The organism is Streptomyces sp. NPDC048825 (assembly GCF_043198355.1).
GTDB lineage: Bacteria > Actinomycetota > Actinomycetes > Streptomycetales > Streptomycetaceae > Streptomyces > Streptomyces xiangluensis.
In genome coordinates, this window is record NZ_JBICUR010000001.1 from 69,591 (window position 1) to 90,393 (window position 20,803).

Below are 20,803 nucleotides of genomic sequence, written 5' to 3' on the forward strand. Positions count from 1 at the left end.
TTTGGGAACCCCGAAGACGGCCACTGTCGGAATCGCCGCAACAGGACGATGGTGGTCACGTCCACCAGACGAGCACGCCGCGGACACGAGGCCGCCGTGTCCCGGAGGAAGGCCACGTGTCCGCTCACACTCGCCGGGATCTCTTGCCGCCCCTTCGGATTGGCATCGGGACTCAGTTTTCCAGGATCGTCTTCTTGTCCCAGCTGCGCACCAAGGCGAGTGGTACTTGCTCCGGCACGCGTCGGGTGGCCTGTCCGAGCGCGTTCTGGCCGCCGTACACGACCACCGGCACGCTGTAGATGTCCAGCAGGGGATACACGTACAGCGCTTGGGTGCGGCCCTGCGGCGCCGCGGGGATGGTGGTCTTGACCTCGATCTGCAGCGAGACGGTGTTCGCGAAGGTCCGGCTGCGTGACACAGTGCTGGTGACCTGGCGGGCGACGGAGTCGGACCAGTGGACGCCTCTGCCGGCCGAGGTGCTGAACTTCTGGCCGAGGCTGAAGAGCTTGTCGACGGTAAGGCCCGCGCTGAACTCTGCACTCTCGGTGATCTGCCGGCTGACCTCCTTCATCGTGGTCCGCGTACTGCTCGCGCTGGTCGTCAGCTGTCCGCCGCGGGTGTCCGTGATCGATGTCGTGAGATTCAGGCTGACCGGCAGCGGCCGTGGGTCCGAGTTGCCGAGCAACCGGTGCCAGTGCTCGATGTGCTCCTTCGGGTTGCTCAGCGACTGCCGCCCGGTCAGCCTCCGCTGCTGGGTGAGCACTTCGATCGGGGAGACAAGGTAGAAGGCCAGGCTGGTGCTCTGGTAGTAGGTGCCACTGGGCTCGCGCCAGTGGTACTCGACGTCGAGCCAGTGCAACGGTTCATCCGGGTCGTACGCGCTCAGGCGCGTGTCATGGGTGAGATGGAGCTGGATGACCTCGGAGCTCTCGTCCGCCAGTTCCTTGGAGGGAATGGTCAGCCAGGGCGCTCCCCGCTGGTTCTCCAACTGGACGGTCCTCGACTGCTGGTCGGCAGTCTTGGCCCGCAACCGCACCTTCAGTACGGGGCGGGAGAAGTTGATGACCCTGTTGGTGTTGGTCACCTTGAGGTTGAAGAGGGACGGGCCTCCGCCGTGCGGGCCCGTGGTCAAGTAGTACAGATGGCCGGCGCCGTCGCCGCCCTGGATCGTCGTGAGGTCCTGCCACTCCAGGCGGGCGGCGGGCGAGCGGTTAGGCGCAGGCGCGCGGACGGCGGTGTCCTCCACCTCGGTCACAGCGGTACGTCGGGCGCGGTACAGGGCGGTCATGGAGACCTCCTCGGGAAGACGTTGGGGAGGGGCAGTGCCGCTCGCCGGCGTCGCTACGGCGGCGAGCAGGTGGTCCAGGTCCAGGCGCCCGGCACCGGCCCGGTAGGAGTCGTGATCATCGAGGTCCCCCGGGCCTCCGGGTCCTGCCGGCCCCGGTGGATACGGCACCGAGGCCATGCTGAGCACGCGCCGTACCTCACTGACCTCCAGAAGTCTGCCGGCCTGCCCGTACAGCTCGTACAGACAGGCCACGGCACCGGCCAGATGGGGTGCGGCCATGCTCGTACCCGACTTGCGGACCAGCTCGTACGGGGCGCCGGGGCCCCGAATCGAACGGGCTGCCAGCACGCGCACACCCGGGCAGAGGAGATTGGGCCTGCGTCGGCCGTCGGCGGTCGGGCCGGAGCTGCTGAACGACCCGACCGGCAGGCCTGGCAAGTGGGCGTCGTAGGCGCCGACCGCCATGGTGTGGAAACCGCAGGCGATACTGCCCAGAGTCACCTTTCCGGCGGCGCCGCCCGGCCCGAAACGGCTCTGGTGGCGTGGGCTGTCCCGTTCGATCCACAGGTCGACCCGGCCGTCCACGACATCCGCGCCGTACAGAACGATCCGCCAGGTTCCGCCCGGGGCACGGGGGTTCATGAAGATCCGTACGGTGTTCAGTCCGGTGTCCGGCTCCAGCCGACGGTGGTAGACCGTGCAGCAGGTCGTTCCGTCGGGTCCCGTCAGCGACTTTGCCTCGCCGAGGGGGACCGTCGTGGTCGTTCCGCCAGGGTCCACCAGCGCGAAGCCGAGGGTGTCACGGCCCGAGTACCAGGCCTCCAGCTCATTAGCGGTCGGATCGCCGGGGTCCACCAGCCAGTCGATGCGGCGCTCGGCGCCGGGGGCGATCTCCACTGCGGCGTGGGCCCGCCGCCGGTAGTAGTTTCCCGCGCTCTGCGCCACGAACCGGCCGGGTCCCGCAGTCACCAGATGATCCAGGGCCCGTTCCACCGGGGTCACCCCGCGGTGGTGACCGGCCTGCCGCCCCGCGCTGATGTTGACCGCGCAGGGCCTTGCGCCCGCGACCCGGTCGGCGAAGTCCAGAGCCTCCAGGAGCGATACCGAGGTGCCGAGACCGCTTCTGCCCGCCCTCGCATCCAGCTGGCGGTCCGCGAGATGCACGAGGATCAGATCGGCTTCCGGCGCGACGCCCGCCACCCCGCCCCACCGCGAGCCCGCGGCAATCGAGGCGACGTGGGTGCCATGGGTGCCCACGTCGGAGTCGGGACCCTCCCAGGGACGGTAGGCCAACTCCTCATACGGGTCGGGCGAGCGCAGACACCGGTCGATGTCGGCAGCCCCCAGCACCCTGCCGTACCCGTACCGGGACGGTACACGGCCCGGCCCTGGCACCGGGCGCTGGTCCCAGAAGGCCAGCACCCGGGTCCGTCCGTCGGGACGCCGGAAGGCTGGATGGGCGAGGTCGAACCACCAGTCGAGGACAGCAATGGCAGTGCCCGCGCCGGTGGGCCAGTCGGTGGTGGGCCGCCACAGATCCGAGGGCAAGGGCCGTAAGTCCTGGTCGGTTTCCTCTTCCCGTCCCTTCCCCCCGGCCAGGTGACCGTCGATGTCGCTGTCCGCGGGCCGGACCGGCACAGCCGCTTTGAAGCTGGTCACGTCGTCCAGCGCATGGATCCGGGGAATGTCCGCCCGGCGCACACGGGCGGTCACCACATCCCCGAACCTGGCCACCACACGCACCCCCTCCGGGTCGGCCAGGGCGGTGCCGAGCCGGAGCACGGCATCGGCCTCCTCGTCGTCGGGGCCACGGGCCATCTCCTCGTACAGCCCCGGATCCATCTGCTCCATGCGAACCGCCTACCGGGTGCGGCCCGGGGTCTCGCCCTCCACCGCGTGGATCAGTTGCAGGGTCGCCTGCTGGAAGTTGTTCCAGAAGTCGTTCGCGGCCTGGAGATCCTCCTTGTCGTTGGCGAGAGTCCCCTCGAATTCCCCCAGCGCCCACTGAGTTCTGTGGACCTTTTCCAGTACGTCCTCGTCTCCCGTCCGCAAGCCGGCGGGCGGGAGCAGCGGGGCCTGGACCGCCGCGTCGGGCCGGCGCTCCCGACGTATGGCTGCCTCGACCAGGATTGCGCCCATCAGCGGGGACGGGGCCGCGGCACCCAGGAACGAGATCCTGGCTGCCTCCTCCTCCGGCAGGTCTGCTTTCTGGGCGAGCGAGCGGCCGACCATCAGCCCGATCAGATTCACCATTCGAACCGCCCTCCTCAGGGGGTGCCACTGCCGAGCGCGCCGCTCAACGCCAACGCGAGCAGGAGTGACGAGTTGCCACCGCCACCGCCACCGCCGAGGAGGCCGCCGCCCTGGCCCTGGCCGTCGCCGCCCAGTCCGCCGCCCGGATCCGCGAGCAGCAGAAGCAGCAGGAGCGACGAATTGCCGCCGCTGCCGCCGCCGCCGCCCAACAGGGATCCGAGAACACCCATTTCGCGGGCGCCGGCCAGCCCACGCTCGAACTGCGCGGCCTGCTGGCGCTGGCTGAGCTGGGCGTTGGTGAGGGCTTGGCCGGTGCGCTGGGACAGGTCGTTGAGCTGGCTGGTCGTAGCCCGGGAGCCCGTCTTGAGCAGGTCGATGTCGGCTGCGATCCGTTGGAGGGCCTTGTTGAGGTCAGTGCGCGTCACCGTGCGGTGATCCGCCTGCTGCGGGATGTAGTTGGGAGGCTGCGGGCGCTTTTTGCCCGGCACGGTGGGGGGATACTGCCCCTTGCTGCCCGGCCTCGGCCTCGGCTTGCTCTGCCCAGCCTCAGGTTCGTACTCCGGCCACTGGTCCTCGCCGGAGTAGTCGAAGTCGTACGCCTCCGGCTCGTACTCAAAGGTCATCGCGGACACGAGATCCTCCCGTCGGTTCGCACACGCTGTTCAGGTTCAGAAGAGGCTGGACAAGCCGCTGAAAAGACGGCTCGTCGACCTCGAAGGCACCGGAGACTCCGGCCCCGGCGCAATAGCGGCACTCCGTCTCGGTCCCCAGGCAGGCCGAACAGGCACCCAGAGCTCCAGCGGCCTGCTGCAACAGTCCGTGGCAGCGGCGGAGTTCCGCTTCCACGCCACGGATACCGCGGTACGCGGCACCTCGGTCTGCCAGCAGGTCGGGGACCGAGGCCGAGTTCGGGACCGGGGTTGAGTTCCGGACCGGTTCCGGGTCCGGGGTCCGGACCGGCTCCGGCACCAGGATCGGTATCGGTTGGACCGGGCGGTCGGGCGGCAGAGGAACCGGGGGCACGGATGTCAGCGGCCCGGCTGGTCCCATTTCGATGCCGAGCAGCGGCAGGAGCTGCCGAAGCTGTGGATCGGTCGCCGCCCGTGCACTGATGAGCTGGGCCAGGAGCTGGTTGTTCATGGAGGTTCCCGCTCTCGTCACTTGGGCTCGGCGCTGCCGAGGATGTCGTCGAGGGACTGCTCGAAGTCCCATTCGGCATCGGCCAGCTCCGCCTCGGCTTCGGCCCGCTCCGCGTCGATGTTGTAGCGAGTCGGGCCCTGGGTTCCCAGATCGGGCGGCTGGTAGCCGCTGAAGGGCGCCCCACCGGTCGCGGGGGCCGCGGCGACCTGCGGCTGACCAGCCCCGGGCGCCACCTGGGCGACGGGGCCGAACGGGGGCACGGGGACGACTGGCACGGCGGCCACCGGCATGGTGACCCTGTTCCGGTACGGCTCGTCGAGCAGCCGAAGCAGTACGGCCGCGCGCAGCGCCGGGTCCAGGCTGCTGCCCGAGTGACGGCGCTCGGCCCCGGCAAGGTACTCGGGCAGATCCTCAGCAGATTCGGCGAGCCCCAGTGCCTCCTGCTCGGCCAGCACCTGGTCGGCGGTCTCGCGGATCAGTTCGGCGAAGGCAGCGGCCGGCACCTCCTGCCCACCGGGCAGTGCCACCTGAGGTTTGGCGCCCTGGCCGAGCGCGAGCTGCATCAGCGCCTGCTGAACCGTCGGGTCGGACAGCAACGTCGCGAAGGACGCCGCCATTCCGCCCGGCGGGGCCGCAGGAGCGGGAACCGCACCGTTCGGCGCGGGCTGGCCCTGCGTGGGCGCGGCCCGCATGCTCGTACCGGTGCGAACTCGGCGCCGTACCACCGTCGGTCGTCCCGAGCCGATTGCGGGGGCGGGCGTGGGTGCGGCAGGCGGCGCGGTCAGGCCGCCCGCCAAGGCTCCGCCGAGGCCACCGATCAAGGTGCCCCAAGGGCCGAATGCCGTGCCCATGCTCGCGCCGCTCAGCGCACCGGTCCCGATCGAAGGCAGCCGACGGCCCAGCTCGCCGAAGAAGTCCTCGGCCGCCAGGGCATCGAGCCCGAACTCCGTGCCGAGTGCCTCGACGAATTCGGCATCCGGCAGTTCCGCCAACTCTGGACGGACGACACTCCTCAGGTAGGGGAAACCGGTGACCCTGGTAGTGGCAGTGGTGGTGGTATAGGGCTGGTAGCGCATGTGCCCTCCTCGGGTCCGGAGATTCAGGGTCTGCTGTCTACCGCCCGAGGCGTACCAGGCCGCCATCTCCGCGTGAGTGCCGCGTGACCGTGGCGTGAGCACGCATTCAACTGCCTTGCTCCCGGGGTATGTTCAGGTAGCGTCGCGAACGGCCTGCGGTCGGGAGAGAACCGGTCGCGCGATGCAGCGTCGGAGGGGGACTCCGTGATGCGGACGACGCCCACAGTGCCCTTGACACTGTCCACCGGGCAATCGCGGCAGGGACGTCTGACCCTGCTGGGTGCCTTCGAGCTGAGCACGGCCGACGACCCGCTGCCGATGCCCCGCACTGCACAACGGCTGCTCGCCTTCCTCGGCCTGGCCAGTCCGGTGGACCGGATGACGGCCGCCGGACGGCTCTGGCCAGACGTGACCGGCCCCCGGGCCGCGTGCAGCCTGCGCACGGCGCTGTCGAAGGTGCACCGACTGGCCGGGAAGGCGGAGAACGGGACCACGTCGGCGATCATTCGTGAGGGCACGACCCTTGGCCTGGACTCCAGCATCACGATCGACGCACAGGCACTGCGGCAGGTGGCCGCGCAGGTGGCGGCGAGCACAGGTTCGGCCGTGGACGCGGCCCTCCGATTGCTGGACCTCCGGGGCGAACTGCTGCCCTCCTGGGACGAGGAGTGGCTGACCATCGAGCGCGAGGAACTCAGGGAGATCCGCCTTCAAGCGCTGGAGCAATGTTCCATCCGCCTCTGCCGATCGGGTTCCTACGCAGCAGCCATGATGCTTGCGTACGAGGCCCTTCGCAGCGACCCACTCCGCGAGAGCTCACACCGCCAACTGATCGCCATCCACCTCGCCCAGGGCAACCGCGCGCAGGCCCTTGTGGTCTACCGCGCGTGCGTACGTCAATTGCGGCGCGAGTGCGGAACCCCGCCGTCCTCGCTGCTCAGAGGACTGCTCACGGAGAGCTAGTGTCCTGCGCCGGGAATTCGATCAAGATATGAGGGGCTTCGAACCTGAGGGCTGCAGCATCAGTGCGCGCTGACTGCCCGTCACGGTCTGTGTTGGGTGGGCTGCTCGGCCAGGTCGAAGGCCGCACCGTCGCTGACGTCCCCGCGATCTCCCTCCACGCCCGTGCCTTCGAGCGCCTCGTCCCAAAGCAGGGCCTTGTTCAGGTCGGTGGTCGAACCCCACTGGAACCCTGCAGATCGATGCTGGCGAGCAGGTTCAGGAGGGTTGGCGGTGCTTGAAGTCGCCCCCAAGACGGAGCTCGAACAGGAGGATGACCGTCCTGCAGTCCCCTCGGGCTTGCTGAGCGCTACCGGAGCAGACGGTTACAAAGCGATCGGGCGTACCGTCTCGACCTCTTCGTCATTTCATCGCAGACTTCCCCACATGGGGGATTTTCTGCACTACAGCTCCGACCGGGCAGGTATCACGGATCTCTTCACAAACGCGGTTCGGCTGTGCCCTCCAGAGCGAGAAGATCCTCGGCACTGGCTCGGACCGATCGGTCACGGTCCGCCCGAGCAACTGCTGACCTTCCTCCATGAGGTCACCCACCACTGGTGCTTCCGCTCTGACGTCGGACAGGCTCTGCTTTTCCTCGCGGCCCGTGCCGACATGAACGCCCATGCATTGAGCGCGCTGAGCGACGACATCGACGAGCGTCCCAACAACGACGTATCCGACGATCTGTGGGGCGAGTTTGTCCGTGATCTCGGGCCGCTTCTCCGCGCAGCGGTCGAGGATCCCCGCTCCCGCCTCGGCTCCCGGCTGGAGTCCGTGCGAAACGATCTTGGTCTCGCAGTACATGACGACGTCATCCGTATCCAGGTCGCGCTGGCCCTACTGCGCCCACTTGCCGAAGGGCTGGCACTCTTCGCCGAGTTCGATGCCATATCGCGCATTCAGAGCGAGGTATGGAGTCCACTGCCGTACTCAGTCGCACTCAACTTCGCCGGGCGGGAGCGGCTTGCTCAAGGTCCCCACGTCGAACCGTTCAACATCATGCTCATCGCAGGTGAGTTGTTGAGCCGAGTACGGTCAAGCCCCCTTGCCCTCTCCCGTAAAGCCAGCATGCTCGGCTCTCCACTCAAAACAGGCTCTCCGCTCACAAGAGGATCCGGCGGATATCTGCTGGGCTACCTGACAGTCAAGAGTCTCTGGCGGCACTTGCTGACACAGGACTTCCGTCTGTTTGCCGAGACGGACCTGTCGCTCATGTATATGCGCAGCTTCTTCTACGACGACCTTGGGCTTGCGGCGTTGCTGGTTCAGCCGCCGATCTCCGACTGCATGCTGAGCACGCAGCGCATCATCGATCACCTGCAGGAAAGAATCACGGTCTTCGAAGGGGTGCGGAAGGCCGATGTTCGAGCCTACGAAGAGCACGTGCTGAGCAGCGGCGGAGCCGATTGGGTGCGCCGCTCTGGGCTGCTGCGCAGCGCAGCGGAGGACGAACGCGACATTCGTCTCATGAGGCGGGCGCGGGAGGACATCAAGAGCAGCGCGGCCGCCGAAACCTTCGGATTTGCCGCGAGCCTCGCTGTAGAGCGGTTCAACAGGATCGCGCCACGGCGTACTTACCTCACTGCCTGTTCCGTGCCCGTGCGAGTGACCGATGCCCACGATCCGCCCGGAGCACTCAACGTGGTCTGGAAGGAACTGCCCATCCTGACGATCCCCGCTGAGGACCTCGTCAGAGAAACCTCCGAGGAGCTGACGGCAGTTGGCGGCACCGATGGTTCCTCACTGCAACTCGACATCGTTTTGGGCACGGCGACGGCCAGGGGTGACTTCCTCGCCAGAGGGGCCGTCCTGTGTGACGGCAAACGTGTCATGGCCTGCTCAGTTTCGGGCTTGCCCGAGCACCAGGCGCGCATCCGGGAGGAGATGGTCGCAGGCTTCCGCGCTCGTGACGCTCTCCTGAAGGAGAGCGAAACCCTGCAGAAGATCGCGGGCAGGATCGTCGAGAACGACTGGGGGCTGCGATGGAACCGCGACCATGTCTTAGGCCAGCTGGACAACATCGTCGACCAGCTCTACAGGCCGACCGCGCTGTGCTTCGCCCGGGAGGGAACCGATCTCGACGCGCTGGCGGATCGGATGGACCAGCGTGGCCTCCTGAGCGTGCTGGGTTCCAGCACGCTGCTCCGCAACATGACACTTCTCGGGTTGAGCGCCGGGCTCAACGCGCACGAATCCGTGGTCGCGGAGCACTTCCAGGAGCTCGGTCTCATCTTTGACGACACTCTGCGGGAAGCCGCACGACTGTGGGAGACCGAAGGATTCCCACCGCGAGTGGTGAGGAGCGGAGGACCCGATGGGTGGGTCATGCCGTTCCTCTGACCACCGCATGCGCTGATCCCACCCAATCAAAGGGGCTCATGGTGAGCGGAAGCATCCTCAGCATCGAGATGGCGGGACTCGACCTCCTGGACCTTGCGGAACTCCAGGAGGAGCTTCCCGACGCTGTGCGCGAACTCCCCGACAAACCCGCCGAGACGGGACTTCACGGCGAGCCCGGCACCATCACGGCTCTGCTGCTCCTCACGGCCACGGGTGTCCAGGCCTTCTCCGCCTGGATGGCCCGGCGCCGTGCGCCAGGTCCCGGGCAGCCCGGGTTCACCATCGAGGTCCGGCCAGATGGGACGGTATTCATCCGCCTCGAACAGCACACAGCGGACGCCCCTGCCACGCTCGGGCCAGCGGATCTCAACGCACGCGTGGAGGAGGTCAGCCAGATGATCTCCTCCATAATTCCTCCAGCCGGATGAACGACGCACTTCCGGCCTTGCGGCGCCTTGAAGTTGATCCGAGCACGGCCTTCGGCGTCGCTGCCATCCACCGGTGGCGTCGCCTCCCAGCCCCAGTGCTTCGATGATCCATTGCGGCGGGAATGTGACACTCGGTGCCTGAAGTGTCACATTCCTGCAGATACCCCCTTCATCCAGGGACCTTGTCGCCGTAGGGACATCAGGGCAGCGCGTTCATGCTTGCAACCTGCGTAGCCGGATGCGCAGCATTCGGGGGTCGGGCCGGACGAGGTGGGCGTGGGCGCGGTCGGCCCATACGGTGCGGCCGGGCCCGGAGTTGGTGTGTTCGTAGGCGATCTCGACGGTGTCGGCCGGATCGGTGATCGGTTCGTCGCGGTGTCGGCAGACCCGTAGGGTCATGACGCCCCCGCCTGGGACCAGTGGTGGCAGGGGCACCCGCAGCGGCGGACGAGCAGTACTCCTACGGAGTGCGGCAGCGGTACGTCTTCGGTCTGGCGGCAACTGGTGTGCAGGTGTGCGTAGTCGGGGCGTTGGGCAAGAGTGCACTCGGCGGAAAGCGTCTCGGGGGCTGCGGCGACGGCTCGTCCCGTCCTGGAGTGGTTGGGGAGCGGGGTGTGCGCCTTCACGGCCGCGCCTGTTCTGGACTGGGCGTTGACGTGGGCGAGGCCCGTGCTCAGGGCCTTGGTGAGGAGGGCGGGGCGCAGGTTGTCGGGCCGCGCGTCCCATTCCCGGCCTCCGCCGATGGGCCGCAGTTGCACGTACAGGCCGACGAACCCCATGACTCTGCCGATCTTGCCGGTGCCAGTGTCCTCGACGCCAGTGCCCGCGTGCACTCCTCGGGCGGCGGCACGTAGGCGCGTACGAGGGCACTCGTGACGGAGTCGTCCGCGTGAGTGGGTAGCCACGAGTGTGGGGCCTTGCGGCGGTGGGGTCCGGAAAGGGTGGTGCCCCATGTTCGGGACGACGGGTGGTCCAACGGCAGTACCGGCAGGTCTGTCCTGCGCGCGGTGTGACCCAGTTCAGGACTGGGTGCAGGCGATCCGAAGAGCACCGCTCCTGCCCAGGCAAGTACCCGTGTTACAAGGTGCATTGTCGATCCCATCTGCCGGTTTCTGTGCGTGGGACAGATGGTGAGGGCTGGGAAGGGCCACAAGTACCCCAGCGAGGGGTAGTTGGGGGTTTCATTCAGGTGGCGGCGCACCACTCGGCGAAGTTGGTGAGAGCCTCCGAGTCGGCCCGCTTCAATCGGCGGAGGGTGGCGGCGTCCTCACGGACCCAGGGGTGCTCGCGGGTGTGCTGCGGGGCGATCCGCCGGGCGACTTGCAGTGACTCGAACGCCTCGCCCCGGCGTCCGGACCACAGTTGGGCGCGGGCGAGTTCGATGTAGAAGCCGGAGCGCCGCTCGGCTGGGATATCGGCGGGCGGCTGCCAGGCACCAGCGATCACAAGAGCCCGACCTGCGTGGTCGTCGCCCAGACTGACCGCGACAGATAGCTCGTGGATGCGGACGGTGTCGCGTCCGAACGCGGTGCCGCAGTAGATACCTTCGGGGATCTGGTCGGCGAGCTTGCGGGCCTCGGCGAGGTGTGTCTCGGCAGCCGCGGCATCGCGGGCGCGGCCAGCGATAACGGCCGCGCGCATGTGCAGAGCGCCCTTGGACGCGATCGCGCCCACCGTGCTGGGAGCGGGGGCCGAGTCCATGGCCTGCTCCAAGTGGCGCAGCCCAGCGGAGTAGGCGCGGGCGGCGAAGAACGTCTCGGTCCGAACGTAGGCGACGGAAGCGGTGAGCAGCGGGTCGCCCGCGTCGGGGGCCGCCCATCGCATGAGGTCGATCAGGCGCGCTGACAGGTCGTAGGCTCCGAACTTGTAGGCAACGGCATCGGCGGAGCGGTAGGCACTGACCAGGAGTTGTGCCGGCTGGGGACGCTGGTGGGTGGGCGCGGCATGGTAGGCGTGGGCCAGTTCGGTGAGCAGGCCGGGGAGCGTGCGGGCGAGGCGTGTGTACTGGGCGGAGAGCCGCCAGTGAGCGGCCTCGGTGACGGCGACTTGCAGGCTGGGGAGAGGACGGGTGGGACCGTCATCGGGGATGTCGTAGGCGGCGATGGCAGCAGAGAGTGCCGGAAGTGTGTCGTGGACGGGAGTGTGCGTGACGGCCCGGTCGTGACGGAGGCGGGCGGGGTCGATGCCAAGGGCGGCGGCGATGGCATCGAGGGTCGCCTCGGTGACGCCTCGCTCCCCGCGCTCGATCTTGCGGATGGTTCCCAGGGCGACGCATGCGGCGTCAGCGAGTTGCTGTTGCGTCATCTTGGGGCGGGCGACGCTGCGGTAGAAGGCGATGCGCTTGCCCACGCCGCTGCCGGCGTACACGGACATACAGGCTCCAATGCGGGGACGTCCACTCCGAAACGTACCCGCGCGCGCACGCTGCGGATACGCGAACGGCTCAACAACCACGGCAGTCAGGGCCGTTATCACCCGTCAGCCAGCGAGGATCTCCGTGAGCTGGGTCAGGGAGTCGATCCGCCAGTCCGCCGCCGCGACGATGGCAGGGTCGTCGGCCCACAGGTGTCCCCACGGACCCCGGCGGATGTGGGCCGCGCGCAGCCCGCCGGCCTTGGCCGGGTACAGGTCGTTGGCCGGGTGGTCGCCGACGTAGACAGTCGCGTCTGGCGCGGCCTGCGCCACCTCGAGAACGCGCTCGAAGAACGCCGGGTCGGGCTTGGCCACACCCCACTCGCCGGACGTCACGATCAGGTCGGCCGACAGGTCCAGGCCACGCAACAACTCACCCGCACGCCTCGTCTGGTTCCCGGCGACGACGACCCTGGCACCGAGCTCACGCAGGCGGGTCAGGGCGGGGCGGACATCGTCGTACAGATCCGACTCGTCCAGGAACTCACCGCGCCCGGCAGCCTCACGGGCGCGGTACTCGGCGGCAAGGTCGACGTCGGGCCTCGCGAGGCGTACGGCGTCGGCGTTGTCGCGGCCCTGGGCGACGACCGCGCCGACGAGGGCGGAGAGCGTGTGGCGGGGAATTCCGAGCCAGTCGGCCCACGAGTTCCAGTAGCGGTCGTCGCAGGTGATGGTCTCACCGATGTCCAGGACGATGGTCTCGATCACTCCACAAAGCCTATGACCTCACAGCGGTCGGGTCCGGCAGGTCCTGATGAGTAACCCCACCCGCACCACCGCCGCAGCCCGGGACCTGGGCGCGGAGATCGAGGCCTTCCCTGCGAACCGGCCGGTTCTGCCCCGTGGGTAGGGTCCGAGGCATGTACCCGGTCTCGCGTTCCGGCCCGCGCCTCGATCTTCGTGGGCTTTTTACGGGGTGGGGTCATGGGCCCGTGAGGCGTGGCCCTCCCCCACGCCTCCGCACGACGAGCCGCTGCCAGCGGACGTACTAACGAAGCCGGATCACGTTCCAGGACAAGGGCTCCAGGAAAGCGTTCAGCGTGCCGTCCTGGAGGGTGGTGCCGTCGACAGGGTGCGGGGTGATGCGGTCCGGGTTGTCGAGGGTGTTGCGGGCGTCGGGGTCGGCGTCCGCGAGTGCGGTGTGCTCGACCAGGGAGGTCAACTCCAGGCCGTTCAGGGCTACTTGGAGAGGGAGCGCCTCCGTACGGCTGCGGTTGACCGCGAATACCGTCACCGAGCCGTCCTCCGCCCGTACGGCTGTGGCGTGCAGCAGGTTCGTCTCGCCGTACTTCTTCGTCTCGTACGTGGGTGAGTCGACCCGTACGTCGAGGACCTGGCCGCGCCCGTACCGCGAGGCCTGCGCGAACGGGAAGAACGTCGTCTGGCGCCAGGCCGGGCCGCCCGGCTCGGTCATGATCGGCGCGATGACGTTGACGAGTTGGGCAAGGCAGGCCACGGTCACGCGGTCCGCGTGCCGGAGCAGCGCGATGAGGAGCGAGCCGAAGACGACGGCGTCGGTGACGCTGTAGTTGTCCTCCAGGAGGCGGGGCGCCTCGGGCCAGTCGTCCTGCTCGAACGTCTTCGCGTGCTCCTCCCACTTGGGCAGGTACCAGACGTTCCACTCGTCGAAGGAGAGGTTGATCCGCTTCGTCGACTTGAGCCTCGCGCCCACGTGGTCGGCGGTCGCGACGACGTTGTCGATGAAGGACTCCATGTCGACGGCGGAGGCGAGGAAGGAGTCGACGTCACCGTCCTCCGGCCAGTAGTAGGCGTGCAGCGAGATGTAGTCGACGAGGTCGTACGTCTCCTTGAGGACCGTCGCCTCCCACTCGGCGAAGGTGGGCATGCTCTGGCTGGAGGAGCCGCAGGCGACCAGCTCGACGGCCGGGTCGAGCTGGCGCATCGCGCGGGCCGTCTCGGCGGCGATACGGCCGTACTCCTCCGCCGTCTTGTGGCCCGTCTGCCAGGGGCCGTCCATCTCGTTGCCGAGGCACCAAAGTTTGATGCCGAAGGGGTCCTTGTCGCCGTGGGCGATGCGCTTCTCTGCGAGTGCGGTGCCGGAGGTGTGGTTGGCGTACTCCTGGAGTTCCAGGGCCTCGGCGACGCCACGGGTGCCGAGGTTGACCGCCATCATGGGCTCTGCCTGGGGGCCGACCTTGCGGAGGAAGGCGATGTATTCGGAGAGGCCGAAGCGGTTGGTCTCGGTCGAGTGCCAGGCGAGGTCGAGGCGGCGGGGGCGGCTCTCGGCGGGGCCCACCGAGTCCTCCCACCTGTAGCCGGATACGAAGTTGCCGCCGGGGTAGCGGATCGTGGTGACGCCCAGTTCGCGGACGAGTTCGAGTACGTCCGTCCGTACGCCGTTCTCGTCGGCCGAGGGGTGGTCGGGCTCGAAGATGCCGGTGTAGACGCAGCGGCCCAGGTGCTCGACGAAGGAGCCGAAGAGCCGGGGGTTGACCTCGCCGACGGTGAAGGCGGGGTCGAGGGTGAAGCGGGCGGTGGTGCGCATGTTTTCCTTCCGGGGCGCGTTCTGTGGAGGGGTTGGGAACTGCTGCCGACGTACCAGGCGGGAGTGACCTCTGGTGAGTGTGAGTGAGTGCCGTGGCCGGATGCGCTCGGCTGCCGCCCGGCACCTGCGCTGATGATCTTCCTTGCCATGGGGTGCGTTCTCGGTCTCCGCTCTTCGGGAGGGGAACGCGGGTTCTTGGGTCGAATGGGTGGCCTTTGCGGGTGGTGCTCGTTGACCGCCGTGACGGGATCTTCGACCGGGCGGGGGTGACGGGGGGGGGCGGATTGCGGGAGTTGGCGGCGCCGATCGTGGTGCCCGGCCCCGCCGGGGTGGCCATCCGGGACCGGCTGCGGGTATCGGAGACGGATGCGGCGGTGCTGCGTGAGGTCGGGATGTTCCTGGGTTCGCTGGCCGCGGGTGATCTCGGATGCGACCGTACGGTTCCAGCATCGCGGGCAGGAGTGGCGCGACCGGATCACCGCCAACCGGGCGGTGGCCTACCGCATCCACCACGACACGGTGCGCGGCCGCTGGTACGTGACCGCGTCCTGGCAGCGCGCCGCCACCCCCGTCCTGCCGCTGCAGGCGGCGCTTGCCCGGGGAGTGGTGGGGGTGGACATGAACGACGACCACCTGGCCGCCTGGCACTTGGACAGGCATGGCAACCCGGTCGGTGAGCCGCAGCGCTTCTTCTACGACCTGAGCGGCAGTGCCGAACACCGGGATGCGCAGATCCGGCATGCGCTGAGTCGGCTGCTGCACCACACCCGCCGTTGCGGGGCCGCCGCGATCGCCCTCGAGGACCTCGACTTCAGCGATGGCACGAGCCGGGAGAAGCACGGCCGCAACAAACGCTTCCGCCGCCTGCTCGCCCGCTTCCCCACCGCGAAACTCAAGGCCCGGCTGATCTCGATGGCCGCCGAGCAGGACATCGCCGTCGTGGCGGTGGATCCGGCGTACACAAGCAAGTGGGGTGCGCAGCACTGGCAGAAACCGCTGACCACCCCACGACGTGAGATTTCCCGGCACGATGCGGCGAGCATCGCGGTCGGGCGACGCGCCCTCGGACACCCGATCAGGCGACGGACGGCACCGCCCCCGACACACCAGAGCGATGTGTCGGGGCATCGGACCAGCCAAGCCCGACCGGAGACCCGAAGGCGTGAGGAGACCCGCCCCCACCAGCCCGGACCGCGCACGGGATGCGCGCCGCCCGGTGGTGGAGCGAAAGCGGGCGACCAGGGTGCCCAACACCGTTCGGGGCACGCGGCTGAGCATGGGTTCTGGTACCAGGACTCACTCCCACTCAGTCTTTAGGAACGGTTGCCCCACTGGAAGGTGGAGTCCTTCACGTCGATGCCGGGATTTTCCTTACGGAAGGCGTCCAGCATCGCGATCATGTTGGCGCCGTCGCCGCCGCTGAAGAGGTTCCAGTAGCGCACCCGGGTGTCCGCGCCGGGGGCAAGCGCATCGGCGCCGGTGCCCAGCGCGGCGAAACCGAAGCTGCCCGCGACCGCTAATCCGCCGATCCCGCCCAGCAGTTGCCTGCGATTCAGGTCAGGTCGTCCCATTCCCCGCCTTACTGTCGAGGTGTCTACAGGCCATTCGTGATTTCGAATGATGCCCGTAACTTCGAACGGGACCGTAGAATCGAAGCGCTTGCGCGTCAAGGGTTCACGCAGAAAGCGCTTTCCCCGTCCAGTTGCTGGACCGGGGAAAGCGCCGGGCGCTCCGCGGGGCGGGTTGGATTACGGCTACGGGTCCGTCGTGGCTGGGCGCGCAGCCCTTGCGCCCCCACGGGGCGCAAGAGTGGCTACCCGGCGAACGCCGGCTGCGCCAGCCCCTTCCCCGCGTCCGGCACCACCAGCACCGAGCCGGACATCGGATGCGGCGCCTGAAGGCCCGTACGGGCCGTGGTGATGTAAAGGTCCGTCAGGTCGGGGCCGCCGAAGGCACAGGCCGTGGGGCGGCGGGTGGGGAGCGGGATCACCCGGTCCAGTTCGCCGGAGGGGGTGTAGCGGTGGACGGCGGCGCCGTCCCAGAGGGCCACCCAGACGCAGCCGTCGGCGTCGACGGTGAGCCCGTCGGGGAAGCCGACGCCGTCCTCGATGGCCGCCAACTGACGCCTGTTGACCGGTCGTTGGTCGTCGCCGACGTCGAAGACGTCGATGCGGCGCGTCGGCGAGTCGATGTAGTACATCAGGCTGCCGTCGGGGCTCCAGCCCGTGCCGTTGCTGACGGCCACGTCGTCGCGGACGACCTCCACCGTGCCGTCGGCGGTGTAACGGGAGAGTGTGCCGCCGCCCGGCGCTTCGTCGTAGCGCATCGTGCCCGCCCACAGCGAACCGTCGGATGCGACCGCCGCGTCGTTGGCGCGGCGGCCGGGGACGACCTCCCGGTGCAGCCACCGGAAGCCGTCAGGGCCGTCAGCGCCGTCGGGACCGAGGAGTGCCACGCCGTCCCGGAGGTTGAGCACCAGACCGCCGCCCGTACGCGGCTTCGCGGCGCCCACATGCTGTTCGGTCGTCAGGACCGTACGGCGGCCGGAGACCGGCTCGTACGTATGGACCCTGGAGCCGAGGATGTCGACCCAGATCAGCCGCTGGGCGTCGGCATCCCAGGTCGGGCCCTCGCCCAGGGTGGCGTATTCACGTATGGCCACTTCGACGGTCACGCCACGCTCCGGTGCCCGAGTCGCTCCGACAGTTCCGCGGCGCCCTTGGCGGCGAGCTGCTCCAGCTCACCGCGGCGGTCGTCGCTCCAGCGGATCATCGGTACGGAGATGGAGAGCGCGGCGACGACCTGGCCCGTGCGATCGCGTACGGGGGCGGCTACACAGCTGACGTCGGTGTTCGACTCTCGGTTCTCCACGGCGACGCCCCGGCGCCGGATGTCGGCGAGGGTCTCGCGCAGGGCGGCCGGGTCGGTGATGCTGTTCGGTGTCATCGCGGGGAGCTCACCGCTCTCGGGGATCCGCGAGGCCAGCTCGGAGTCGGGAAGCGAGGCGAGCAGCATCTTGCCCACGGAGGTGCAGTGCGCGGGGAGGCGGCGGCCGGCGGCGGACACCATGCGCACGGCGTGCGTGGAGTCGACCTTGGCGATGTAGATGACGTCCGTACCCTCCAGGATCGCGACGTGCACGGTCTCGTCGCAGGTCTCCGCGACGGACCGGGCGACCTGCTGGCCCTCGGCGGCGAGGTCCAGCTGCTCGGCGTACCGGCTGCCGAGCTGATACGGGCGCACACCGAGGCGGTAGCGTCCCGGCTGGCCCGGTACCTGCAGGATGTACGAGCGGGCGGCGAGCGTGGTCACCAGCTCATGCACGGTGGTGCGGGGCAGCTGGAGCTTGCGCACGATGTCGGGGGCGGACAGTGTTCCGTCCCCGTCGAGAAAGAGCTCGAGAATGTCGAGAGCCCGGGTCACGGCTGGTACGAGACGTCCCACGACCGGCCCCCTCCCTAGTGTTCGATATTTCAACAGACGATCGGCATGACGAACACAGGCTACTCATAGTGGGTTTCGACAGGCAATATGCAGGTAATCACGGCCGCCTGAGCAGGCAAAACACGGCGAGTGACGCCCCTCTAGGGGAGCGGGGCTGTGACATATGCGGTCCTTGGCCGCAACGCTCAGCGCCGAGCCCGCGGATCCCCCAGCTCCCCTCGGAGCCGTTGCGCACGCAGCACCAGCTCCAGCTCGAACCGCCGATCGGGGTCATCGATCTCGTCCCCCCACAGTTCGCGGATCTGCCGAAGGCGATACCGCACGGTCTGCGGGTGGACCCCGAGCCGAGCGGCCACCTCGGGAGCACCGCCCCGCGTCTCCAGCCACGCCAGCAGTGTCTCCGCCAGCCGCCGCCCATGGGTGGGCCCGCAATGGGCGAGCGGCGCCAGGCACCGCAGCGCCAGGTCGTCGATCAGTTCCTCAGGCTGGAGGAGAACCAGGGCCTCCGTGTGTTCGGTGCAGTAGAGGACGTCCCCGGAGGGGAGCAGTCCGCGCTCCATCAGCCGTACCGCCGCGTCGGCCCAGCGCAGCGACTTCGCCGCGTCGGCCAGGGGCACGGGCGGGCCGATCGCGCCCGCCCAGCCGGTCATCGCGCGCCGCAGCAGCTCGGGGCGCCCGGCGGCGTCCGGGTCCGGGACGACCATCCGGGGCTGTTCGTACTCCATGTCCAGCAGTACGCCCTGCCCGACGGCGGGGGCGACGGCCTCCCGGGCGGGCCGCAGCAGTACGCCCACCGCGACCTTGCCGGGCAGCGGCCAGCCGATGCGCGCGGCCCGTTCGCCGAGTGCCTCGGTCGGGTCGCCCCGGTGGTGCTCGGCGAGCAGCAGCTCCATGAGCCCGCGCTGGAGGCGGAGCCGTTCGCCCGCCTGCCGGGCCGCGGCCTCGGCGTAGCCGCGTACGGACTGGTCGACGAGCCCGTCCAGGTACTCGTAACCGGCGTCGACCAGCTCGTACATCGCGGGCGGCGGGATCTCCACGCGCTGCCCGATCTCGGCGAAACGACGCCAGGCGAGGCGTACTCCCATCCGGTAGATCGCCTGGAGCGAGTCGAGACTGCGGCCGTTCAGGCCCTCACCGCGGCCGAACTCCTGGAAGACCTCGGGGTGGACGCGCGGGCGGCCCTCGGCGGTCTCCAGGTGCTGGACGAAGACCTCGATGGCCCGGCGGATGCCGATCAGCGCCATGGGCTCGCCGGAGTCGTCGAGCACGACCGGCAGATGGGGATACTCGCGGCGGATCTCCCGCAGGATCTCCTCGGCGAGGTCGGGCGCCTCGGCCATGGCGATGGCCGCGAACTGCCGGACCTGGAGGCGTGGTACGTCATGCCAGGCCGAGCGCACGGTGATGGTTCCGGTGGTTCCCGGGCGGAGCGCCATGGTCAGCGCTCCTGGCCGGCCGTCTCATACGTGATGAGTGGGGTGTTCGGCTGGTCGGGCGTCGCGTTCAGCAGCGCGACGATGCCGACGGCGGCACCAACGGCGAGTACGGCGGCGGCGGTTACCGTCAGCAGGGCGGCAAGCAGTCTGGGCATCGAAGGGTCAGCCCTCTCAGTCGGCAGGTGGTCCCACCGGGTTGAATGGTGGTCCCACCCCGGTCGACCGCATCAGAAATCTGTGCGGCTGCCTGCCCATTCATACGCCCCAGCCGGCCCCTTCCGGCAGGGGACAGTCTCGACAATGCATTGACACTTCGTCAAGGGTGCGCTTACGGTTCCCGGCCCATACCGCTTGTGCACCCTCCCACCACTGTGTCCGCACATCCCTGTGCCGTGTCACCACAAGCCTCTGGAGTGCCCGGATGCGCCGCACTGCCTCACCGTTTTCGCTGATCATCCTGGGTCTGGGCGTGTTTATGCTCGTCCTGGCCCCCCTGCTCGCCTGGTATGTCGAACCGCGCGCCAAGCAGAATCCGATCGACATCGACACCAAGACCGTGTTCACCGGCACGGGCAGCTATTTCGACACGGACGAGATCGAAACCGTTCACAACAAAAAGATCACGATCACCCGGCAGGTCCGCGGCGATGTCGCCGACAGCGAGAAGAGCGGCCGGGCGGTCTGGGACGTTTCGACGACCCTGGACACCGAGAAGTCGCTGCCGGCGGCCGACCCGCATGACGCGCTGCGCTGGACGATGGAGCGCTGGGTGACCGACCGGAAGACGAACCGGCCGGTGCACTGCTGCCAGGAGGAGCCGTACTTCGAGGGTGAGGCGTATCTGAAGTTCCCCTTCGACGTGCAGAAGCGCGATTACCGCTGGTGGGACAACATTCTCGGCTCGACGATCACCATGGAGTACCAGGGCAAGAAGAAGATCCAGGGGTACGAGGGACTCCGGTTCACCGCGAAGGTGCCGCCCGCCAAGAACGGCACCCGGATGGTGCCGGGCACCCTCGTGGACCAGCCCGAGCGCAGCCAGGTGCTCGCCGAGGAGTGGTACGCCAACCACGGTCTCGAGCTGGTCGTCGACCAGGCCACGGGCCGGATCATGTTCGCGGCGACCGGGATCCGTCAGACGCTGCGGGCGCCAGGCTCCGACGAGGACGCCGCGGTGCTGCTGGACGCCAAGCGCATCGCCTTCACCACGGACACACAGAAGAAGCAGGTGGAACTCGCCAAGGCCGACTCTCGCCAACTGCGCATGGTGGGGCAGACGTTGCCCATCGGGGCGGGCGTGGCGGGCGGACTGCTCGCCATCGTGGGGGTCATTTTGGTGGTACGCGGGCGTCCGCATCCCGAAACGTCCGAGTCGTCCCAGCAGCCGCTCACAATGTGATGAGACGTCAGCTGGATAAAGGCCGGAATTTGTCACCTGGGTGAGTAGCAGCATCGAACCGGTGGGCGAAAACTATCCA

At 68.6% G+C, this 20,803-nt stretch carries 17 protein-coding genes and 2 pseudogenes; 5 read left to right on the forward strand and 14 right to left on the reverse strand.

Translation table 11 applies throughout. The annotated features are described in order from the left end of the window. Positions 1-172 precede the first annotated feature (172 nt). From ACGFNK_RS00290 to ACGFNK_RS00305, 4 genes are all read right to left on the reverse strand, one after another. Positions 173-3,139 (reverse strand): S8 family serine peptidase, encoded by a 2,967-nt coding sequence (locus ACGFNK_RS00290; RefSeq protein WP_393410375.1) that lies wholly within the window; start codon positions 3,137-3,139, stop codon positions 173-175. A gap of 9 nt (positions 3,140-3,148) precedes the next feature. After that, complete coding sequence (locus tag ACGFNK_RS00295) at positions 3,149-3,541, reverse strand: hypothetical protein (RefSeq protein ID WP_393410377.1); 393 nt, start codon at positions 3,539-3,541, stop codon at positions 3,149-3,151. A gap of 14 nt (positions 3,542-3,555) precedes the next feature. Continuing rightward, positions 3,556-4,164 carry a hypothetical protein gene (locus ACGFNK_RS00300; RefSeq protein ID WP_393410379.1) on the reverse strand — a complete coding sequence of 203 codons (609 nt, stop codon included), beginning with the start codon at positions 4,162-4,164 and terminating at the stop codon, positions 3,556-3,558. 534 nt (positions 4,165-4,698) lie between these two features. Continuing rightward, positions 4,699-5,757 carry a hypothetical protein gene (locus ACGFNK_RS00305; RefSeq protein WP_393410382.1) on the reverse strand — a complete coding sequence of 353 codons (1,059 nt, stop codon included), beginning with the start codon at positions 5,755-5,757 and terminating at the stop codon, positions 4,699-4,701. 231 nt (positions 5,758-5,988) lie between these two features. On the opposite strand from ACGFNK_RS00305, the gene ACGFNK_RS00310 reads away from it, so the two are divergent. From ACGFNK_RS00310 to ACGFNK_RS00320, 3 genes are all read left to right on the forward strand, one after another. Beyond that, a complete protein-coding gene (locus ACGFNK_RS00310) occupies positions 5,989-6,720 on the forward strand; it encodes a BTAD domain-containing putative transcriptional regulator (RefSeq protein ID WP_393410384.1) in 732 nt (243 codons plus the stop codon). 270 nt (positions 6,721-6,990) lie between these two features. Next, the gene (locus ACGFNK_RS00315; RefSeq protein WP_393410387.1) at positions 6,991-9,099 is read left to right on the forward strand and encodes a hypothetical protein; all 2,109 of its coding nucleotides are present in this window, start codon (positions 6,991-6,993) and stop codon (positions 9,097-9,099) included. Positions 9,100-9,140: 41 nt separating this feature from the next. Then, positions 9,141-9,527, forward strand: coding sequence for a hypothetical protein (locus ACGFNK_RS00320; protein ID WP_393410389.1), 387 nt, complete (start codon positions 9,141-9,143; stop codon positions 9,525-9,527). A gap of 213 nt (positions 9,528-9,740) precedes the next feature. On the opposite strand, the gene ACGFNK_RS00325 is transcribed toward ACGFNK_RS00320, so the two are convergent. The 5 genes from ACGFNK_RS00325 to ACGFNK_RS00345 form a co-directional block, all read right to left on the reverse strand. Then, entirely contained in the window at positions 9,741-9,926 is a 186-nt protein-coding gene (locus tag ACGFNK_RS00325; RefSeq protein WP_393410391.1) for a hypothetical protein, read from the reverse strand. Further along, on the reverse strand, positions 9,923-10,306 hold the full coding sequence (locus tag ACGFNK_RS00330) for a hypothetical protein (RefSeq protein WP_393410393.1): 384 nt from the start codon (positions 10,304-10,306) through the stop codon (positions 9,923-9,925). The genes ACGFNK_RS00325 and ACGFNK_RS00330 overlap by 4 nt, the downstream gene beginning before the upstream one ends. A 406-nt stretch (positions 10,307-10,712) precedes the next feature. Then, entirely contained in the window at positions 10,713-11,900 is a 1,188-nt protein-coding gene (locus ACGFNK_RS00335) for a helix-turn-helix domain-containing protein (protein WP_393410395.1), read from the reverse strand. A 105-nt stretch (positions 11,901-12,005) separates the two neighbouring features. Further along, the gene (locus tag ACGFNK_RS00340; RefSeq protein WP_393410397.1) at positions 12,006-12,647 is read right to left on the reverse strand and encodes an HAD family hydrolase; all 642 of its coding nucleotides are present in this window, start codon (positions 12,645-12,647) and stop codon (positions 12,006-12,008) included. 280 nt (positions 12,648-12,927) lie between these two features. Next, complete coding sequence (locus ACGFNK_RS00345) at positions 12,928-14,445, reverse strand: alpha-N-arabinofuranosidase (RefSeq protein ID WP_393410399.1); 1,518 nt, start codon at positions 14,443-14,445, stop codon at positions 12,928-12,930. Between the two features lie 414 nt (positions 14,446-14,859). Between ACGFNK_RS00345 and ACGFNK_RS00350 the strand changes: the two are divergent. Further along, a pseudogene (locus ACGFNK_RS00350) lies at positions 14,860-15,762 on the forward strand (IS200/IS605 family accessory protein TnpB-related protein); the annotation flags it as partial. A gap of 5 nt (positions 15,763-15,767) precedes the next feature. Here the strand turns inward: ACGFNK_RS00350 and ACGFNK_RS00355 are convergent. The 5 genes and pseudogenes from ACGFNK_RS00355 to ACGFNK_RS00375 all read right to left on the reverse strand — a co-directional run. Next, positions 15,768-16,016, reverse strand: a pseudogene (locus ACGFNK_RS00355) (sugar transporter); the annotation flags it as partial. A 242-nt stretch (positions 16,017-16,258) separates the two neighbouring features. After that, a complete protein-coding gene (locus ACGFNK_RS00360; protein ID WP_393410401.1) occupies positions 16,259-17,119 on the reverse strand; it encodes an SMP-30/gluconolactonase/LRE family protein in 861 nt (286 codons plus the stop codon). Beyond that, positions 17,116-17,889, reverse strand: a complete 774-nt coding sequence (locus ACGFNK_RS00365) for an IclR family transcriptional regulator (RefSeq protein ID WP_393410403.1) — start codon at positions 17,887-17,889, stop codon at positions 17,116-17,118. Before ACGFNK_RS00365 ends, ACGFNK_RS00360 begins: the two co-directional genes overlap by 4 nt. 185 nt (positions 17,890-18,074) lie before the next feature. After that, entirely contained in the window at positions 18,075-19,325 is a 1,251-nt protein-coding gene (locus ACGFNK_RS00370) for a helix-turn-helix domain-containing protein (RefSeq protein WP_393410405.1), read from the reverse strand. 2 nt (positions 19,326-19,327) lie between these two features. Further along, on the reverse strand, positions 19,328-19,480 hold the full coding sequence (locus ACGFNK_RS00375; RefSeq protein WP_393410408.1) for a hypothetical protein: 153 nt from the start codon (positions 19,478-19,480) through the stop codon (positions 19,328-19,330). Positions 19,481-19,746: 266 nt separating this feature from the next. Between ACGFNK_RS00375 and ACGFNK_RS00380 the strand changes: the two genes are divergently transcribed. Further along, entirely contained in the window at positions 19,747-20,724 is a 978-nt protein-coding gene (locus ACGFNK_RS00380) for a DUF3068 domain-containing protein (RefSeq protein WP_393410410.1), read from the forward strand. Positions 20,725-20,803 lie beyond the last annotated feature (79 nt).